Source organism: Citrobacter sp. TBCP-5362 (assembly GCF_005406305.1).
GTDB classification, from domain to species: domain Bacteria; phylum Pseudomonadota; class Gammaproteobacteria; order Enterobacterales; family Enterobacteriaceae; genus Citrobacter_B; species Citrobacter_B koseri.
In genome coordinates, this window is record NZ_CP040234.1 from 1009908 (window position 1) to 1024235 (window position 14328).

Consider the following 14328-nt stretch of genomic DNA (forward strand, 5'->3'; position numbering starts at 1 on the left):
GAAACATTTCGCCACACTCCCTTTTTTCCTGGCAATTTACATCCGCATCGTATTTCATTATTGTTATGTTATAACATTTTGTTGTGGTGCGAATATGTCTGCTTCACTCTTCTCTCTTTCGGCTCTGACTCGCCTGTTGATGGCTATCGCGCTTGTTTTGTGTATCGGACTGGCCGTGCGCTGGGCGGTGGCATTGCCATGATTATCCTGAATCAACTGGTGGCCGGTTACGAGCGACAGCCGGTCACGTCGCCGCTGACTGGCACGCTGGAACGCGGCAGCATGACGGCGATTATCGGCGCTAACGGCTGCGGCAAATCAACGCTACTGAAAACGCTGGCCGGTTTTCTTCCTCCGGTGAGCGGCGCATTTCGCTGGCGCGGACGCCGCCCGGTAATTGGCTGGCTGGCGCAACGTCACGCGCTGGAGACGCAGTTTCCGCTTACCGTTCAGGACGTGGTGAGCATGGGGTGCTGGCCTGCTATTTCCCTGCTGGGGGGATTTCAGCGCAAAACCCGTCTGCGTGTCGCCCACGCTATTGAGCGCGTGGGGCTGGAGGCAATGGCGACGATGACCATTGATGAACTCTCTGGCGGTCAGTTTCAACGCATGTTGTTTGCCCGTGTGCTGGTGCAGGAAGCGCCGCTGGTCATGCTGGATGAACCCTTTACCGGCGTGGATGAGGAGACCTGCAACGTACTGATGGGGCTGATGCTGGAGATGTATCAGCGAGGGCAAACGGTGCTGGCGGTGCTGCACGACAGTGAACGGGTGGCGCGCTATTTTCCGCAGACGTTACGGCTGGATACGGACGTGTCTCACTGGATGACCGAGCGGGTGAGAGTGGCATGATCTGGCATATCTTCTTTCAGCCGTTTATTGAATACGGCTTTATGCGGCGGGCGCTGGTGGTCTGTCTGGCGCTTTCGGTCAGCACGACGGCGCTTGGCGTCTTTTTACTGCTGCGACGTATGAGCCTGATGGGAGACGCGCTGTCGCATGCGGTGTTGCCCGGCGTGGCGGTGGGCTATCTGCTCAGTGGAATGTCATTGCTGGCAATGAGCATCGGCGGGTTTATCGCCGGGATTACGGTAGCGCTGGTGGCGGGAATGGTGAGTCGCCGTACGCCGCTAAAAGAAGACGCCAGCTTCGCCGGGTTCTACCTGGGATCGCTGGCGCTGGGGGTTACGCTGGTGTCGCTGCGCGGGTCAAATGTCGATCTGCTGCATCTTCTGTTTGGTTCCATTCTGGCGGTCGATCGCGATTCCGCGCTGTTCGTGGCGGGGGTATGCGCATTCACATTGATCATGCTGGCGATTTTCTATCGTGGTCTGGTGAGTGAAGCGTTTGATACCGCATGGTTGCAGGTTAACGCGCGCTGGCTGCCTTCGCTGCTGCACGGGCTGTTTCTCTCGTTGCTGGTGTTGAATCTGGTGGCTGGCTTTCAGGTACTCGGCACGCTGATGGCGGTAGGGCTGATGATGCTTCCTGCCGTTGCGGCCCGCTGCTGGGCGCGCACGTTACCGGGGCTGTTATTGCTTGCCAGCGGCAGCGGCGTCGTCTGTGCATGGCTGGGGCTAAGCCTTTCCTGGGCGGTGAGTTTACCCGCCGGGCCGTCGATTGTGCTGACCGCCAGCGCGCTGTTCTTTATTTCCATTTTATTCGGCACGCGCAGCAGGCTGGCTGACAGTCTGCGCGCGCTTTTTTAATGCAAGGGGAAAAGATGAAACGTACAGGGGTAATGATTGCGCTCGCGTTGGGGTTGATGACGCAAGGCGCGCTGGCGAAAACGCTGAATGTGGTGACGAGTTTTTCTATTCTCGGCGACATCACCCAGGAGGTCGGCGGCAAGAATGTCAACGTCACTACGCTGGTTGGGCCGGATGGCGATCCGCATACCTTCGAGCCTTCGCCGAAAGACAGCGCGGCGTTGAGCAAAGCGGATGTGGTGGTGGTGAACGGTCTGGGGCTGGAGGGGTGGCTTGACCGGCTGGTAAAAGCCTCCGGTTTCAAAGGTACGCTGGTGGTGGCTTCCGACGGGGTGAAGACGCATACGCTGGATGAAGACGGCGAAACCGTCACCGATCCGCATGCCTGGAATAGCGCAGCGAATGGCGCGCTGTATGCGCAGAATATTCTTTCCGGGCTGGTCAATGCCGACCCGCAGGATAAAGCCGCGCTGGAGGCTTCCGGCAAACCTTACATCGCACAGCTGACTGAACTGGACGCGTGGGCGAAAGCGCGCTTTAGCCAGATCCCGCAGGAGAAACGCAAGGTGCTGACCAGCCACGACGCCTTCGGTTATTTCGGTCGCGCCTACGGCGTTGAGTTTTTGGCGCCGCAGGGGCTGTCGTCGGAAAGTGAAGCCTCTGCTGCGCAGGTCGCCGCGCTCATTAAGCAGATTAAAGCTGATGGAGTGAACACCTGGTTTATGGAGAATCAGCTCGATCCGCGTCTGGTAAAACAGATCGCCAGCGCGACGGGCGCGCAGCCGGGCGGCGAGCTGTATCCTGAAGCCTTGTCGGCAAAAGGCGGCGTGGCGGATAGCTACGTAAAAGCGTTTCGCCACAATGTTGAGACCATCGCCAACAGCATGAAGTAACCGTACGATTGGCCGATGCTTCGCATCGGCTTTTTTCTGAAGCCTCCTCGTAAAATCCGCACCTCGTCCCCATATCTGCTCAGAAAGTGCTATCTTGTGCTGCACGTTTTTCAGGAGCCTTAAGCGATGATGACTGACCATGAATTGATGCAGTTAAGCGAAGTGGTAGGGCTGGCGCTGAAACAGCGCGGCGCAACGCTAACGACAGCGGAGTCCTGCACGGGCGGTTGGGTAGCGAAAGTGATTACCGATATCGCCGGGAGTTCCGCCTGGTTTGAACGCGGTTTTGTTACCTACAGTAATGAAGCGAAAGCGCAAATGATTGGCGTGCGCGAACCGACGCTTGAGCAGCACGGCGCGGTCAGCGAACCGGTGGTGATTGAGATGGCGATTGGCGCGCTCAGAGCGGCCCGCGCGGATTATGCCGTTTCTATCAGCGGTATTGCCGGGCCGGACGGCGGCAGCGACGTGAAGCCCGTCGGCACTGTCTGGTTTGGTTTCGCAACCGCACAGGGCGAGGGGATCACCCGCCGGGAGTGCTTTAGCGGCGACCGTGACAGCGTACGTCGCCAGGCGACGGAATATGCGCTCAAAACGCTCTGGCAACAATTTCTACAAAACACTTGATACTGTATGACTGTACAGTATAATCGCACCTAACAGTACAGAATTCACTATCCGGTACAAGCGCAAGCGGACCCCGGCTCATGACAGGAGTAGTTAATGGCTATCGACGAAAACAAACAGAAAGCGTTGGCGGCAGCGCTGGGCCAGATCGAAAAACAATTCGGTAAAGGCTCCATCATGCGCCTGGGTGAAGACCGTTCCATGGATGTGGAAACCATCTCCACCGGTTCGCTTTCTCTGGATATCGCGCTGGGCGCGGGTGGCCTGCCGATGGGGCGTATCGTAGAAATCTACGGGCCGGAATCCTCCGGTAAAACCACCCTGACGCTTCAGGTGATTGCCGCTGCACAGCGTGAAGGCAAAACCTGTGCGTTTATCGACGCCGAACATGCGCTGGACCCTATCTATGCCCGCAAACTGGGCGTCGATATCGACAACCTGCTGTGCTCCCAGCCGGACACCGGCGAGCAGGCGCTGGAAATCTGTGATGCGCTGGCGCGTTCAGGCGCTGTAGACGTTATCGTTGTTGACTCCGTGGCGGCGTTGACGCCGAAAGCGGAAATCGAAGGTGAAATCGGCGACTCTCATATGGGCCTCGCGGCGCGTATGATGAGCCAGGCGATGCGTAAGCTGGCCGGTAACCTGAAACAGTCCAACACCCTGCTGATCTTCATCAACCAGATCCGTATGAAAATTGGCGTTATGTTCGGCAACCCGGAAACCACTACCGGGGGTAACGCGCTGAAATTCTACGCGTCCGTTCGTCTGGATATCCGCCGTATCGGCGCGGTGAAAGAGGGCGAAAACGTCGTGGGTAGCGAAACCCGCGTGAAGGTTGTGAAGAACAAAATCGCCGCGCCGTTTAAACAGGCTGAGTTCCAGATCCTCTACGGCGAAGGCATCAACTTCTATGGCGAACTGGTTGACCTGGGCGTGAAAGAGAAGCTGATCGAGAAAGCCGGTGCATGGTACAGCTATAACGGCGAGAAAATCGGTCAGGGTAAAGCGAATGCCACTGCCTGGCTGAAAGAGAACCCGGCGACCGCCAAAGAGATCGAGAAAAAAGTGCGTGAGCTGCTGCTGAGCAACCAGGACTCGACGCCAGACTTCTCCGTTGATGACAACGGTGAAGGTGTGAAAGAAACCAACGAAGATTTCTAATCGTTGCATTGCCCGGTGGCGGCGCTCTGGCGTCTTATCGGGCTTATACTTTGAAGGGCTGCATATCTTGCGGCCCTTTTTGCATTTCTTTTTCCGAAGGTTTGTTATGAGTGAATCCACACCGCGACGCCCCGCATATAACCGTCTGCTGGATCGCGCGGTACGTATTCTGGCGGTACGCGATCACAGTGAACAGGAACTGCGGCGTAAACTCTCCGCACCGGTTATGGGAAAAAACGGGCCGGAAGAGATCGATGCGGCGCCGGAAGACTATGAACGGGTTATCGCCTGGTGCCATGAGCACAACTACCTTGATGATCATCGTTTTGTTTCGCGCTTTATCGCCAGCCGCAGCCGTAAAGGTTATGGCCCGGCACGTATTCGGCAGGAGCTGAATCAAAAAGGCATTGCGCGTGAGGCGATTGAACGCGCAATGCGTGAATGCGAGATTGAGTGGTTGCTTCTTGCTCGCGAACAGGCGATCCGCAAATATGGCGAACCCTTACCAGCCGCATTTTCGGAAAAGGTCAAAGTCCAGCGTTTCCTGCTTTATCGTGGCTATCTGATGGAGGATATTCAGGAGATATGGCGAAATTTTGACGATTGACTGCATACGGGATTTTACTTCCCCGTAAAGAAAACTTATCTTATTCCCACTTTTTTCAATTGCCAGCCGGGCAGGGCATATGAGCGCTGAGGCGGGTAATGATATTTCGTTAGCTTGATTTCAGGATAATTATGAGCAAGAGCACCGCTGAGATCCGTCAGGCGTTTCTCGATTTTTTCCACAGTAAAGGACATCAGGTAGTTGCCAGCAGCTCCCTGGTGCCAAACAATGACCCAACTTTGTTGTTTACCAACGCCGGGATGAACCAGTTCAAGGATGTTTTCCTTGGGCTCGACAAGCGTAATTATTCCCGCGCCACCACTTCGCAGCGTTGCGTACGTGCGGGTGGTAAACACAACGATCTGGAAAACGTCGGTTACACTGCACGTCACCACACCTTCTTCGAAATGCTGGGTAACTTCAGCTTCGGCGACTATTTCAAACACGACGCGATTCAGTTTGCGTGGGAACTGCTGACCGGTGAAAACTGGTTTGCCCTGCCAAAAGAGCGTCTGTGGGTGACCGTCTATGAAACTGACGATGAAGCCTACGAGATCTGGGAAAAAGAAGTCGGCATTCCGCGCGAACGTATCATCCGAATTGGTGATAACAAAGGCGCGGCATACGCGTCCGACAACTTCTGGCAGATGGGCGATACAGGGCCGTGCGGTCCATGTACCGAGATCTTCTACGACCACGGCGATCACATCTGGGGCGGCCCTCCGGGAAGCCCGGAAGAAGATGGCGATCGCTATATTGAGATCTGGAACATCGTCTTCATGCAGTTCAACCGTCAGGCTGACGGCACGATGGAACCGCTGCCGAAGCCGTCCGTCGATACCGGTATGGGTCTGGAGCGTATTGCCGCTGTATTGCAACACGTTAACTCCAACTATGAAATTGACCTGTTCCGCACGTTGATTGAAGCCGTTGCGAAGGTGACTGGCGCGACCGACCTGAGCAACAAGTCGCTGCGCGTGATTGCCGACCACATCCGTTCCTGCGCTTTCCTGATCGCCGACGGCGTGGTTCCGTCGAATGAAAACCGTGGCTATGTGCTGCGCCGTATCATTCGTCGTGCGGTTCGTCATGGCAACATGCTGGGCGCGAAAGAGACCTTCTTCTACAAGCTGGTTGGGCCGCTGATTGACGTTATGGGCTCTGCCGGTGAAGAGCTGAAGCGCCAGCAGGCGCAGGTTGAGCAGGTTCTGAAAACGGAAGAAGAGCAGTTTGCCCGTACGCTGGAACGTGGTCTGGCGCTGCTGGACGAAGAGCTGGCGAAGCTTTCCGGCGACACGCTGGATGGCGAAACCGCTTTCCGTCTGTATGACACCTACGGCTTCCCGGTTGACCTGACGGCGGACGTTTGCCGCGAGCGCAACATCAAAGTTGATGAAGCGGGATTTGAAGCCGCGATGGAAGAACAGCGTCGTCGTGCGCGTGAGGCCAGCGGTTTTGGCGCAGACTATAACGCGATGATCCGCGTTGACGGCGCGTCAGAATTTAAAGGTTATGACCATCTGGAACTGAACGGTAAAGTGACCGCGCTGTTTGTGGATGGTAAAGCGGTAGATGCGATTAGCGCGGGTCAGGAAGCCGTTGTCGTACTGGATCAGACGCCGTTCTATGCGGAATCCGGCGGTCAGGTTGGCGATAAAGGCGAACTGAAAGGCGCAGGCTTCGCGTTTGCGGTTAGCGATACGCAAAAATATGGCCAGGCGATTGGACATATCGGTACGCTTTCGACCGGTTCCCTGAAAGTGGGCGATGCGGTGCAGGCTGATGTGGATGACGCTCGCCGGGCGCGTATTCGCCTGAACCACTCTGCGACGCACCTGATGCACGCGGCGCTGCGCCAGATTCTGGGCACGCACGTAGCGCAGAAAGGCTCGCTGGTTAACGACAAAGTCCTGCGTTTCGACTTCTCGCATAATGAAGCGATGAAACCGTCTGAAATCCGTGCGGTGGAAGATCTGGTGAATGCGCAAATCCGTCGCAACCTGCCGGTCGAAACCAACATCATGGACCTTGAAGCGGCGAAAGCCAAAGGCGCAATGGCGCTGTTTGGCGAGAAGTATGACGATCGCGTTCGTGTGCTGAGCATGGGCGATTTCTCCACCGAACTGTGTGGCGGTACGCACGCCAGCCGTACGGGGGATATCGGTCTGTTCCGCATCGTTTCTGAATCCGGTACTGCGGCAGGCGTTCGCCGTATTGAAGCGGTTACGGGCGAAGGCGCGATTGCTACGCTGCACGCTGAAAGCGATCGCTTAAGCGATATCGCACAGCTGCTGAAGGGCGACAGCCAGAATCTGGGCGAAAAAGTCCGCTCTGTACTGGAACGTACGCGTCAGCTTGAAAAAGAGTTGCAGCAGTTGAAAGAACAGGCTGCCGCGCAGGAAAGTGCGAACCTTTCCAGCAAAGCGGTTGATATCAACGGCGTGAAGCTGCTGGTTAGCGAGCTTGCGGGCGTTGAGCCAAAAATGCTGCGTACGATGGTTGATGATCTGAAAAATCAACTGGGTTCTACCGTTATCGTTCTTGCAACGGTAGCGGAAGGTAAGGTTTCTCTGATTGCGGGCGTGTCGAAGGATGTGACCGACCGCGTGAAAGCAGGGGAGCTGGTCGGCATGGTCGCTCAGCAGGTGGGCGGCAAGGGCGGCGGACGTCCAGACATGGCGCAAGCCGGTGGTACGGATGCGGCTGCTCTGCCAGCAGCGTTAGCCAGTGTGAAAGGCTGGGTTAGCGCAAAACTGTAATAACTATAAGCGTTATCTAACGCCGCAGGCCCCGGTCTGCGGCGTTTGCATCAACGTTATTGACAACGATAAAGTCAGGTTGAAGTTGTGTATATCGGCTAAACTTAGGTTTAACAGAATGTGATGCCGTGACTGCTTACACTTTACGTGTTTGTCATCGCTTACTTTTTGGCGTTATATGATGGATAATGCCGGGATACAGAGAGACCCGACTCTTTTAATCTTTCAAGGAGCAAAGAATGCTGATTCTGACTCGTCGAGTTGGTGAGACCCTCATGATTGGAGATGAGGTCACCGTGACAGTTTTAGGGGTAAAGGGCAACCAGGTGCGCATTGGCGTAAACGCCCCGAAAGAAGTCTCTGTCCATCGTGAGGAGATCTACCAGCGTATCCAGGCTGAAAAATCCCAGCAGTCCAGTTACTAAGGTTTTCGCGTCTCATCTCTTCCGATGAGGCGCAACCTGCTCCTCGCGTCCTTTCTCTTTCTCTTTTTCATTTTTCTTCACTCTTTTTCCGTATCGCTTCCCGTGCCGGCAGGCTCTTTCCTGGTTATTCGGTTTTTCTGCCTGCGCTCAGGCGGTGTAACACGCCGATTTATCTGTTGATAAAACACCCTTTTTGCCGTTTTTGCAGACTAATTGAGCGTGAAGTGTGCAAACGATAAAAGCGCGGGAAAAATTGTTTGACTTATAAGTCCCAGAAAGTAATATGTGCGCCACGCAGCGACGATGAGCAGAAACAAGTTCTTCGAAGCACTCGTAAGAGGCGCGTGGTGAGGTGGCCGAGAGGCTGAAGGCGCTCCCCTGCTAAGGGAGTATGCGGTCAAAAGCTGCATCCGGGGTTCGAATCCCCGCCTCACCGCCATTTGCATCCGTAGCTCAGCTGGATAGAGTACTCGGCTACGAACCGAGCGGTCGGAGGTTCGAATCCTCCCGGATGCACCATCTCTTACTTGATACGGCTTTAGTAGCGGTATCAAAATCTGCAATAAAGTAAGTTTCCCGATGCATCCGTAGCTCAGCTGGATAGAGTACTCGGCTACGAACCGAGCGGTCGGAGGTTCGAATCCTCCCGGATGCACCATCTCTTACTTGATATGGCTTTTGTAGCGGTATCAATATCGGCAGTAAATAAGTTTCCCAATGCATCCGTAGCTCAGCTGGATAGAGTACTCGGCTACGAACCGAGCGGTCGGAGGTTCGAATCCTCCCGGATGCACCATCTCTTACTTGATACGGCTTTAGTAGCGGTATCAAAATCTGCAATAAAGTAAGTTTCCCGATGCATCCGTAGCTCAGCTGGATAGAGTACTCGGCTACGAACCGAGCGGTCGGAGGTTCGAATCCTCCCGGATGCACCATCTTCTCCGTTATAACAGTTACGCTGTTGTTTCATGGTCTGCGAAATCGTCGCAAGCACCAGGGAGGATAACGTTGCTTCAGCAACGGCCCGTAGGGCGAGGCGCAGCCGAGTAATCCTCCCGGATGCACCATCTTCTTCTCCACCATCTTCTCCTGAATACCTCCATTACCTCTCTACCCTGAACAATCCTCATTTCTCTGTCAGCGACAAAATCAGTCAATTACGATAAAGTAACATCTGGTCATTTGGTTTGTGAGAACACGATGTACGAACGTTATGCGGGTTTGATTTTTGATATGGATGGCACCATCCTGGATACCGAGCCGACGCACCGTAAGGCGTGGGACGAGGTATTAGGGCGCTATGGTCTTCGCTTTGATCTGCAAGCGATGGTGGCGCTTAACGGTTCTCCAACCTGGCGTATCGCGCAGTCGATTATCGAACTGAATCACGCCGATCTTGACCCTCATGCGCTGGCGCAAGAAAAAACTGATGCAGTGAAAAGCATGTTGCTGGATAGCGTAGAGCCTCTGCCGCTGGTTGAGGTGGTTAAAGCCTGGTACGGCCGTCGACCTCTGTCGGTGGGAACGGGCAGCGAAAGCGCAATTGCCGAAGCGCTATTGACCCATCTGGGGCTGCGTCGTTATTTTGATGCAGTTGTCGCTGCGGATCATGTTCTGCACCACAAACCCGCGCCGGACACGTTCCTGCTGTGTGCGAAGCGTATGGGCGTTGTGCCGACGCAATGCGTCGTGTTTGAGGATGCGGATTTCGGCTTGCAGGCAGCACGCGCGGCGGGAATGGATGCCGTGGACGTTCGACTATTGTGAGTGACGGGCTGTCGCTCCTGTCACTGTTTGCCAGCAGTTTTCTCAGCGCCACGCTGTTGCCCGGTAATTCCGAAGTTGTTTTAGTTGCCATGTTAGTCTCCGGGGTAAGTCATCCCTGGGTCTTAGTCTTAACAGCAACAATGGGTAATAGCCTTGGAGGGTTAACTAACGTTATCCTTGGGCGTTTTTTTCCGTTGCGCAAAACATCGCGCTGGCAGGAAAAAGCCACTGGCTGGCTTAAGCGCTACGGTGCAGTCACACTATTATTAAGCTGGGCGCCGGTTATCGGTGATTTGCTGTGCCTGTTAGCGGGATGGATGCGCATCTCGTGGGGGCCAGTGCTCTTTTTTTTATGCCTTGGTAAAGCGTTGCGTTACGTTATCGTCGCAGCCGCTACGGTTCAGGGCATTATGTGGTGGCACTAATTGTGGGATAGACATTTACCGTCACCATTACAATTATGCTAATTAAAACGATTTTGACAGGCGGGAGGTCAATTTGATCCCGGACGTATCACAGGCTCTGACCTGGCTGGAAAGGCATCCTCAGGCACTAAAGGGGATTCAACGCGGGCTGGAGCGCGAAACGCTGCGTGTTAACGCTGATGGCACGCTGGCAACCACGGGTCATCCTGACGCGTTAGGCTCGGCGCTGACGCACAAATGGGTCACGACAGATTTTGCTGAAGCCCTGCTGGAGTTTATTACCCCGGTAGACGGCGATATTCAGCATATGCTCACATTGATGCGCGACCTGCATCGCTATACGGCCAGAAATTTGGGTGATGAGCGAATGTGGCCGCTGAGTATGCCTTGCTATATTGCTGAAGGGCAGGATATTGAGCTGGCGCAGTACGGTACGTCAAATATTGGTCGTTTGAAAACGCTTTACCGGGAAGGGTTGAAAAACCGTTACGGCGCGTTGATGCAAACCATCTCCGGCGTACACTACAATTTTTCGCTGCCGATGGCATTCTGGCAGGCGAAGTGTGGCGTCGTGGACGGGGAAGATGCGAAAGAGAAAATTTCCGCAGGCTATTTCCGCCTGATCCGTAACTATTACCGTTTTGGGTGGGTCATTCCGTATCTGTTTGGCGCCTCTCCGGCTATTTGTTCCTCATTCTTGCAGGGCAAACCCACCACGCTGCCGTTTGAAAAAACGGACTGCGGTATGTACTACCTGCCGTATGCAACGTCGCTGCGTTTGAGCGACCTGGGTTATACCAATAAGTCGCAAAGCAATCTTGGAATTACGTTTAACGATCTGCATGAATATGTGGCAGGATTGAAGCGCGCGATCAAAACGCCGTCCACGGAGTATGCGGAGATCGGTCTGGAGAAGGACGGTAAACGCCTGCAAATCAACGGTAACGTGCTACAGATTGAGAACGAGCTGTATGCGCCGATCCGCCCTAAACGCGTGACGCGTAGCGGAGAAACGCCGTCAGATGCGCTTCTGCGCGGCGGGATTGAATATATCGAAGTGCGTTCGCTGGATATTAACCCGTTCTCGCCCATTGGCGTGGACGAGCAGCAGGTGCGTTTCCTGGATCTGTTTATGGTCTGGTGCGTACTGGCCGATGCGCCGGAAATGAGCAGCGACGAGCTGCTGTGTACGCGCACGAACTGGAATCGGGTGATTCTGGAAGGGCGGAAACCGGGGCTGACGTTAGGGATTGGCTGTGAAACCGCGCAGTTCCCGCTGCCGAAAGTGGGTAAAGATCTGTTCCGCGACCTGAAACGTGTGGCGCAAACGCTGGACAGCATCCACGGGGGAGAGGATTATCAGAAGGTATGTGATGAACTGGTTGCCTGTTTCGACAACCCGGAGCTGACGTTCTCAGCGCGTATTCTGCGATCGATGATTGATACCGGGATTGGCGGCACCGGCAAAGCGCTGGGCGAGGCTTATCGCAATCTGCTGCGCGAAGAACCGCTGGAAATTTTGCGTGAAGAGGACTTCATTGCTGAACGTGAGGCGTCAACGCGTCGTCAGCTTGAGGTTGAAGCGGCGGATACCGAACCGTTTGATGCGTGGCTGGAAAAGCACGCCTGACAGAAAAGAAAAAGGCCACTCGTGAGTGGCCAAAATTTCATCTCTGAAAACAGGGATGATGATAACAAATGCGCGTCTTTCACATACTCAGACTCGCCCCGGAACGAAGAGTTCAGTTTATTTTAAAAAATATTATCGGAGGTGGCTAAATGCCGTTGTTAGATAGCTTCACAGTCGATCATACCCGGATGGAAGCACCAGCAGTCCGGGTCGCGAAAACGATGAACACCCCGCATGGCGATACCATTACCGTGTTTGACCTGCGTTTCTGCATCCCGAATAAAGAAGTGATGCCTGAGAAGGGTATCCATACGCTGGAGCACCTGTTCGCTGGCTTTATGCGTAATCATCTGAATGGCAACGGCGTTGAGATTATCGATATCTCCCCGATGGGCTGCCGTACCGGTTTCTACATGAGCCTGATCGGTACGCCTGACGAACAACGTGTGGCGGACGCCTGGAAAGCCGCGATGGCTGACGTGCTGAAAGTGAAGGAGCAGAATCAGATCCCGGAGCTGAACGTTTATCAGTGCGGTACGTATCAGATGCACTCTCTGAGCGAAGCGCAGGATATTGCACGTCATATTCTGGAACACGACGTTCGCATCAACAGCAACGAAGAGCTGGCCCTGCCGAAAGATAAATTGCAGGAACTGCATATCTAGTCGAATGCAATGCCCGGTGGCACGATGCTTACCGGGCCTACAATGTGTGTTCTGTAGGCCGGATAAGGCGTAGCCGCCATCCGGCAAAAAAAAGCCAGTTCATGATGAACTGGCTTTTTTATTAATGCGCGCCTCCACCGCCGCCGCCCGCGCCGAAAGGTGGTTTGGCGAACCAGACCAGCCCAAGCAGCACGAGGAAGATCCCGGCCGACATCCAGAAGATCTCATTGGCGGAAATAATCAGCCCCTGATTGGTAATCTGCTGGGCGATCCAGCCTGACGCCTGCTGCTGCGTCATCCCCAGCCCCTGTAGCTGATCGTACATCGCCTGGGCATTGGGGTTGTACGGATTCACCGACTCGGTCAATTGCGAATGGTGCATCGCTTCACGGTTGGTCCACATGGTGGTAGTGATTGATGTGCCAATTGACCCCGCCAGCGTTCGCGTAAAGTTAGACAGACTCGACGCCGCCGCCAGACGCTCAGGCGGCAAGCCGGAGAGCGTGATGGTGGTGAGCGGCATAAAGAAGCAGGCTACGGCGAAGCCCTGAATAAACTGCGGCCAGGCCGATGCGCCGAAATCCATACCCGGCTCAAACGTCCACGCACGCCAGTAAAAGCAGACGGCATACATGATAAAGCTGAACGTGACCAGCCTGCGCATATCCAGCTTGTGGGCGAAACGTCCGATAATCGGCGACAGGATCACCGGGATTACCCCGACCGGCGCTGAGGCCAGGCCGGCCCACGTCGCGGTATAGCCGTATACCTCCTGCAACAGCTGCGGTAACAACACAATCGCGCCGAAATAGAGCATATAGGCGAGACTGATACACAAACAGCCAATCGTGAAGTTACGCGACTTGAACAAAGAGAGGTCAACGATTGGGTTATCGTCGGTCAGCTCCCAGACAATCAGGAAACTGATGGCAATGACGGCGACCACGGTCAGGATGATAATCTCTTGCGAGGCGAACCAGTCCAGCTCTTTCCCGCGGTCAAGCATGATCTGTAGACTGCCGATACCAATCACCAGCAGCGCCAGGCCGATAGCGTCGATACGTCGCTGCTCGGTGCGGGTCTCGCGACCGCGCAGGGTTTGCAGCGTCATCAGCACGACCGCAACCCCAATCGGCACGTTGATGAAGAAAATCCAGCCCCAGTGATAGTTATCGCTGATGTAGCCGCCCAGTATCGGGCCGCAGATCGGCGCGACAATCACCGTCATCGACCATAGCGCCAGCGCGATAGAACGTTTTGCGGGAGGATAGTTATTCAGCAACAGGCTCTGTGAGAGCGGGATTAACGGCCCTGCGACGACACCCTGAACCACGCGGAAGAAGATCAGCATGTTCAGACTGTTGGAGACCCCGCACGCCCATGACGCAATGGCAAAGGCGACGGTTGACCACATGAACAGCTTCACTTCCCCGACGCGTTTCGCCAGCCAGCCGGTAATCGGGATGGAGATCGCGTTCGCCACCCCGAATGAGGTGATAACCCATGTCCCCTGGCTCAACGATGAGCCAAGGTTCCCGGCGATGGTGGGGATCGCCACGTTAGCAATGGTGGAGTCCAGCACCTGCATGAATGTCGCCAGCGACAGCGCAATCGTCATAATGACCAGCTGCGCGCCTTCCAGCGGTTTTTGCTGTTGCAT

The 14328-nt window shown here is 55.0% G+C and carries 13 protein-coding genes and 5 tRNA genes; 17 read left to right on the top strand and 1 reads right to left on the bottom strand.

Annotated features, from left to right (window positions below; genetic code table 11):
- Positions 1-198: 198 nt before the first annotated feature.
- From FD428_RS04880 to luxS, 17 genes are all read left to right on the top strand, one after another.
- Entirely contained in the window at positions 199-852 is a 654-nt protein-coding gene (locus FD428_RS04880) for a metal ABC transporter ATP-binding protein (protein ID WP_071257943.1), read from the top strand.
- Positions 849-1709, top strand: coding sequence for a metal ABC transporter permease (locus tag FD428_RS04885; protein WP_114848658.1), 861 nt, complete (start codon positions 849-851; stop codon positions 1707-1709). Before FD428_RS04880 ends, FD428_RS04885 begins: the two co-directional genes overlap by 4 nt.
- Positions 1710-1723: 14 nt before the next feature.
- On the top strand, positions 1724-2602 hold the full coding sequence (locus FD428_RS04890; RefSeq protein WP_024130887.1) for a metal ABC transporter substrate-binding protein: 879 nt from the start codon (positions 1724-1726) through the stop codon (positions 2600-2602).
- A 129-nt stretch (positions 2603-2731) separates the two neighbouring features.
- Positions 2732-3229: a nicotinamide-nucleotide amidase gene (gene pncC, locus FD428_RS04895; RefSeq protein WP_024130886.1), complete on the top strand. Its 498-nt coding sequence runs from the start codon at positions 2732-2734 to the stop codon at positions 3227-3229.
- A 96-nt stretch (positions 3230-3325) separates the two neighbouring features.
- Positions 3326-4390 carry a recombinase RecA gene (gene recA / locus FD428_RS04900; RefSeq protein WP_012134806.1) on the top strand — a complete coding sequence of 355 codons (1065 nt, stop codon included), beginning with the start codon at positions 3326-3328 and terminating at the stop codon, positions 4388-4390.
- A gap of 106 nt (positions 4391-4496) precedes the next feature.
- Positions 4497-4997, top strand: coding sequence for a recombination regulator RecX (recX, locus tag FD428_RS04905; protein WP_047461718.1), 501 nt, complete (start codon positions 4497-4499; stop codon positions 4995-4997).
- Between the two features lie 131 nt (positions 4998-5128).
- Positions 5129-7756 (top strand): alanine--tRNA ligase, encoded by a 2628-nt coding sequence (alaS, locus tag FD428_RS04910; RefSeq protein WP_047461723.1) that lies wholly within the window; start codon positions 5129-5131, stop codon positions 7754-7756.
- Positions 7757-7995: 239 nt separating this feature from the next.
- Complete coding sequence (gene csrA / locus FD428_RS04915) at positions 7996-8181, top strand: carbon storage regulator CsrA (protein ID WP_000906486.1); 186 nt, start codon at positions 7996-7998, stop codon at positions 8179-8181.
- 346 nt (positions 8182-8527) lie between these two features.
- Positions 8528-8620 (top strand) — tRNA-Ser (locus FD428_RS04920).
- Positions 8621-8623: 3 nt separating this feature from the next.
- Positions 8624-8700, top strand: a tRNA-Arg gene (locus tag FD428_RS04925).
- Positions 8701-8762: 62 nt separating this feature from the next.
- Positions 8763-8839: transfer RNA gene (locus FD428_RS04930), tRNA-Arg, on the top strand.
- 61 nt (positions 8840-8900) lie between these two features.
- Positions 8901-8977 (top strand) — tRNA-Arg (locus tag FD428_RS04935).
- Between the two features lie 62 nt (positions 8978-9039).
- A tRNA-Arg gene (locus FD428_RS04940) sits at positions 9040-9116 on the top strand.
- A 265-nt stretch (positions 9117-9381) separates the two neighbouring features.
- Entirely contained in the window at positions 9382-9948 is a 567-nt protein-coding gene (yqaB, locus tag FD428_RS04945) for a fructose-1-phosphate/6-phosphogluconate phosphatase (RefSeq protein ID WP_049011712.1), read from the top strand.
- A complete protein-coding gene (locus FD428_RS04950) occupies positions 9945-10373 on the top strand; it encodes a YqaA family protein (RefSeq protein WP_012134802.1) in 429 nt (142 codons plus the stop codon). Before yqaB ends, FD428_RS04950 begins: the two co-directional genes overlap by 4 nt.
- 73 nt (positions 10374-10446) lie before the next feature.
- Positions 10447-12003 (top strand): glutamate--cysteine ligase, encoded by a 1557-nt coding sequence (gene gshA / locus FD428_RS04955; protein WP_114848657.1) that lies wholly within the window; start codon positions 10447-10449, stop codon positions 12001-12003.
- A gap of 149 nt (positions 12004-12152) precedes the next feature.
- Entirely contained in the window at positions 12153-12668 is a 516-nt protein-coding gene (gene luxS / locus FD428_RS04960) for an S-ribosylhomocysteine lyase (protein ID WP_012134800.1), read from the top strand.
- Positions 12669-12789: 121 nt separating this feature from the next.
- Here luxS and emrB read toward each other — a convergent pair whose 3' ends face one another.
- Positions 12790-14328 (bottom strand): multidrug efflux MFS transporter permease subunit EmrB, encoded by a 1539-nt coding sequence (emrB, locus tag FD428_RS04965; protein WP_012134799.1) that lies wholly within the window; start codon positions 14326-14328, stop codon positions 12790-12792.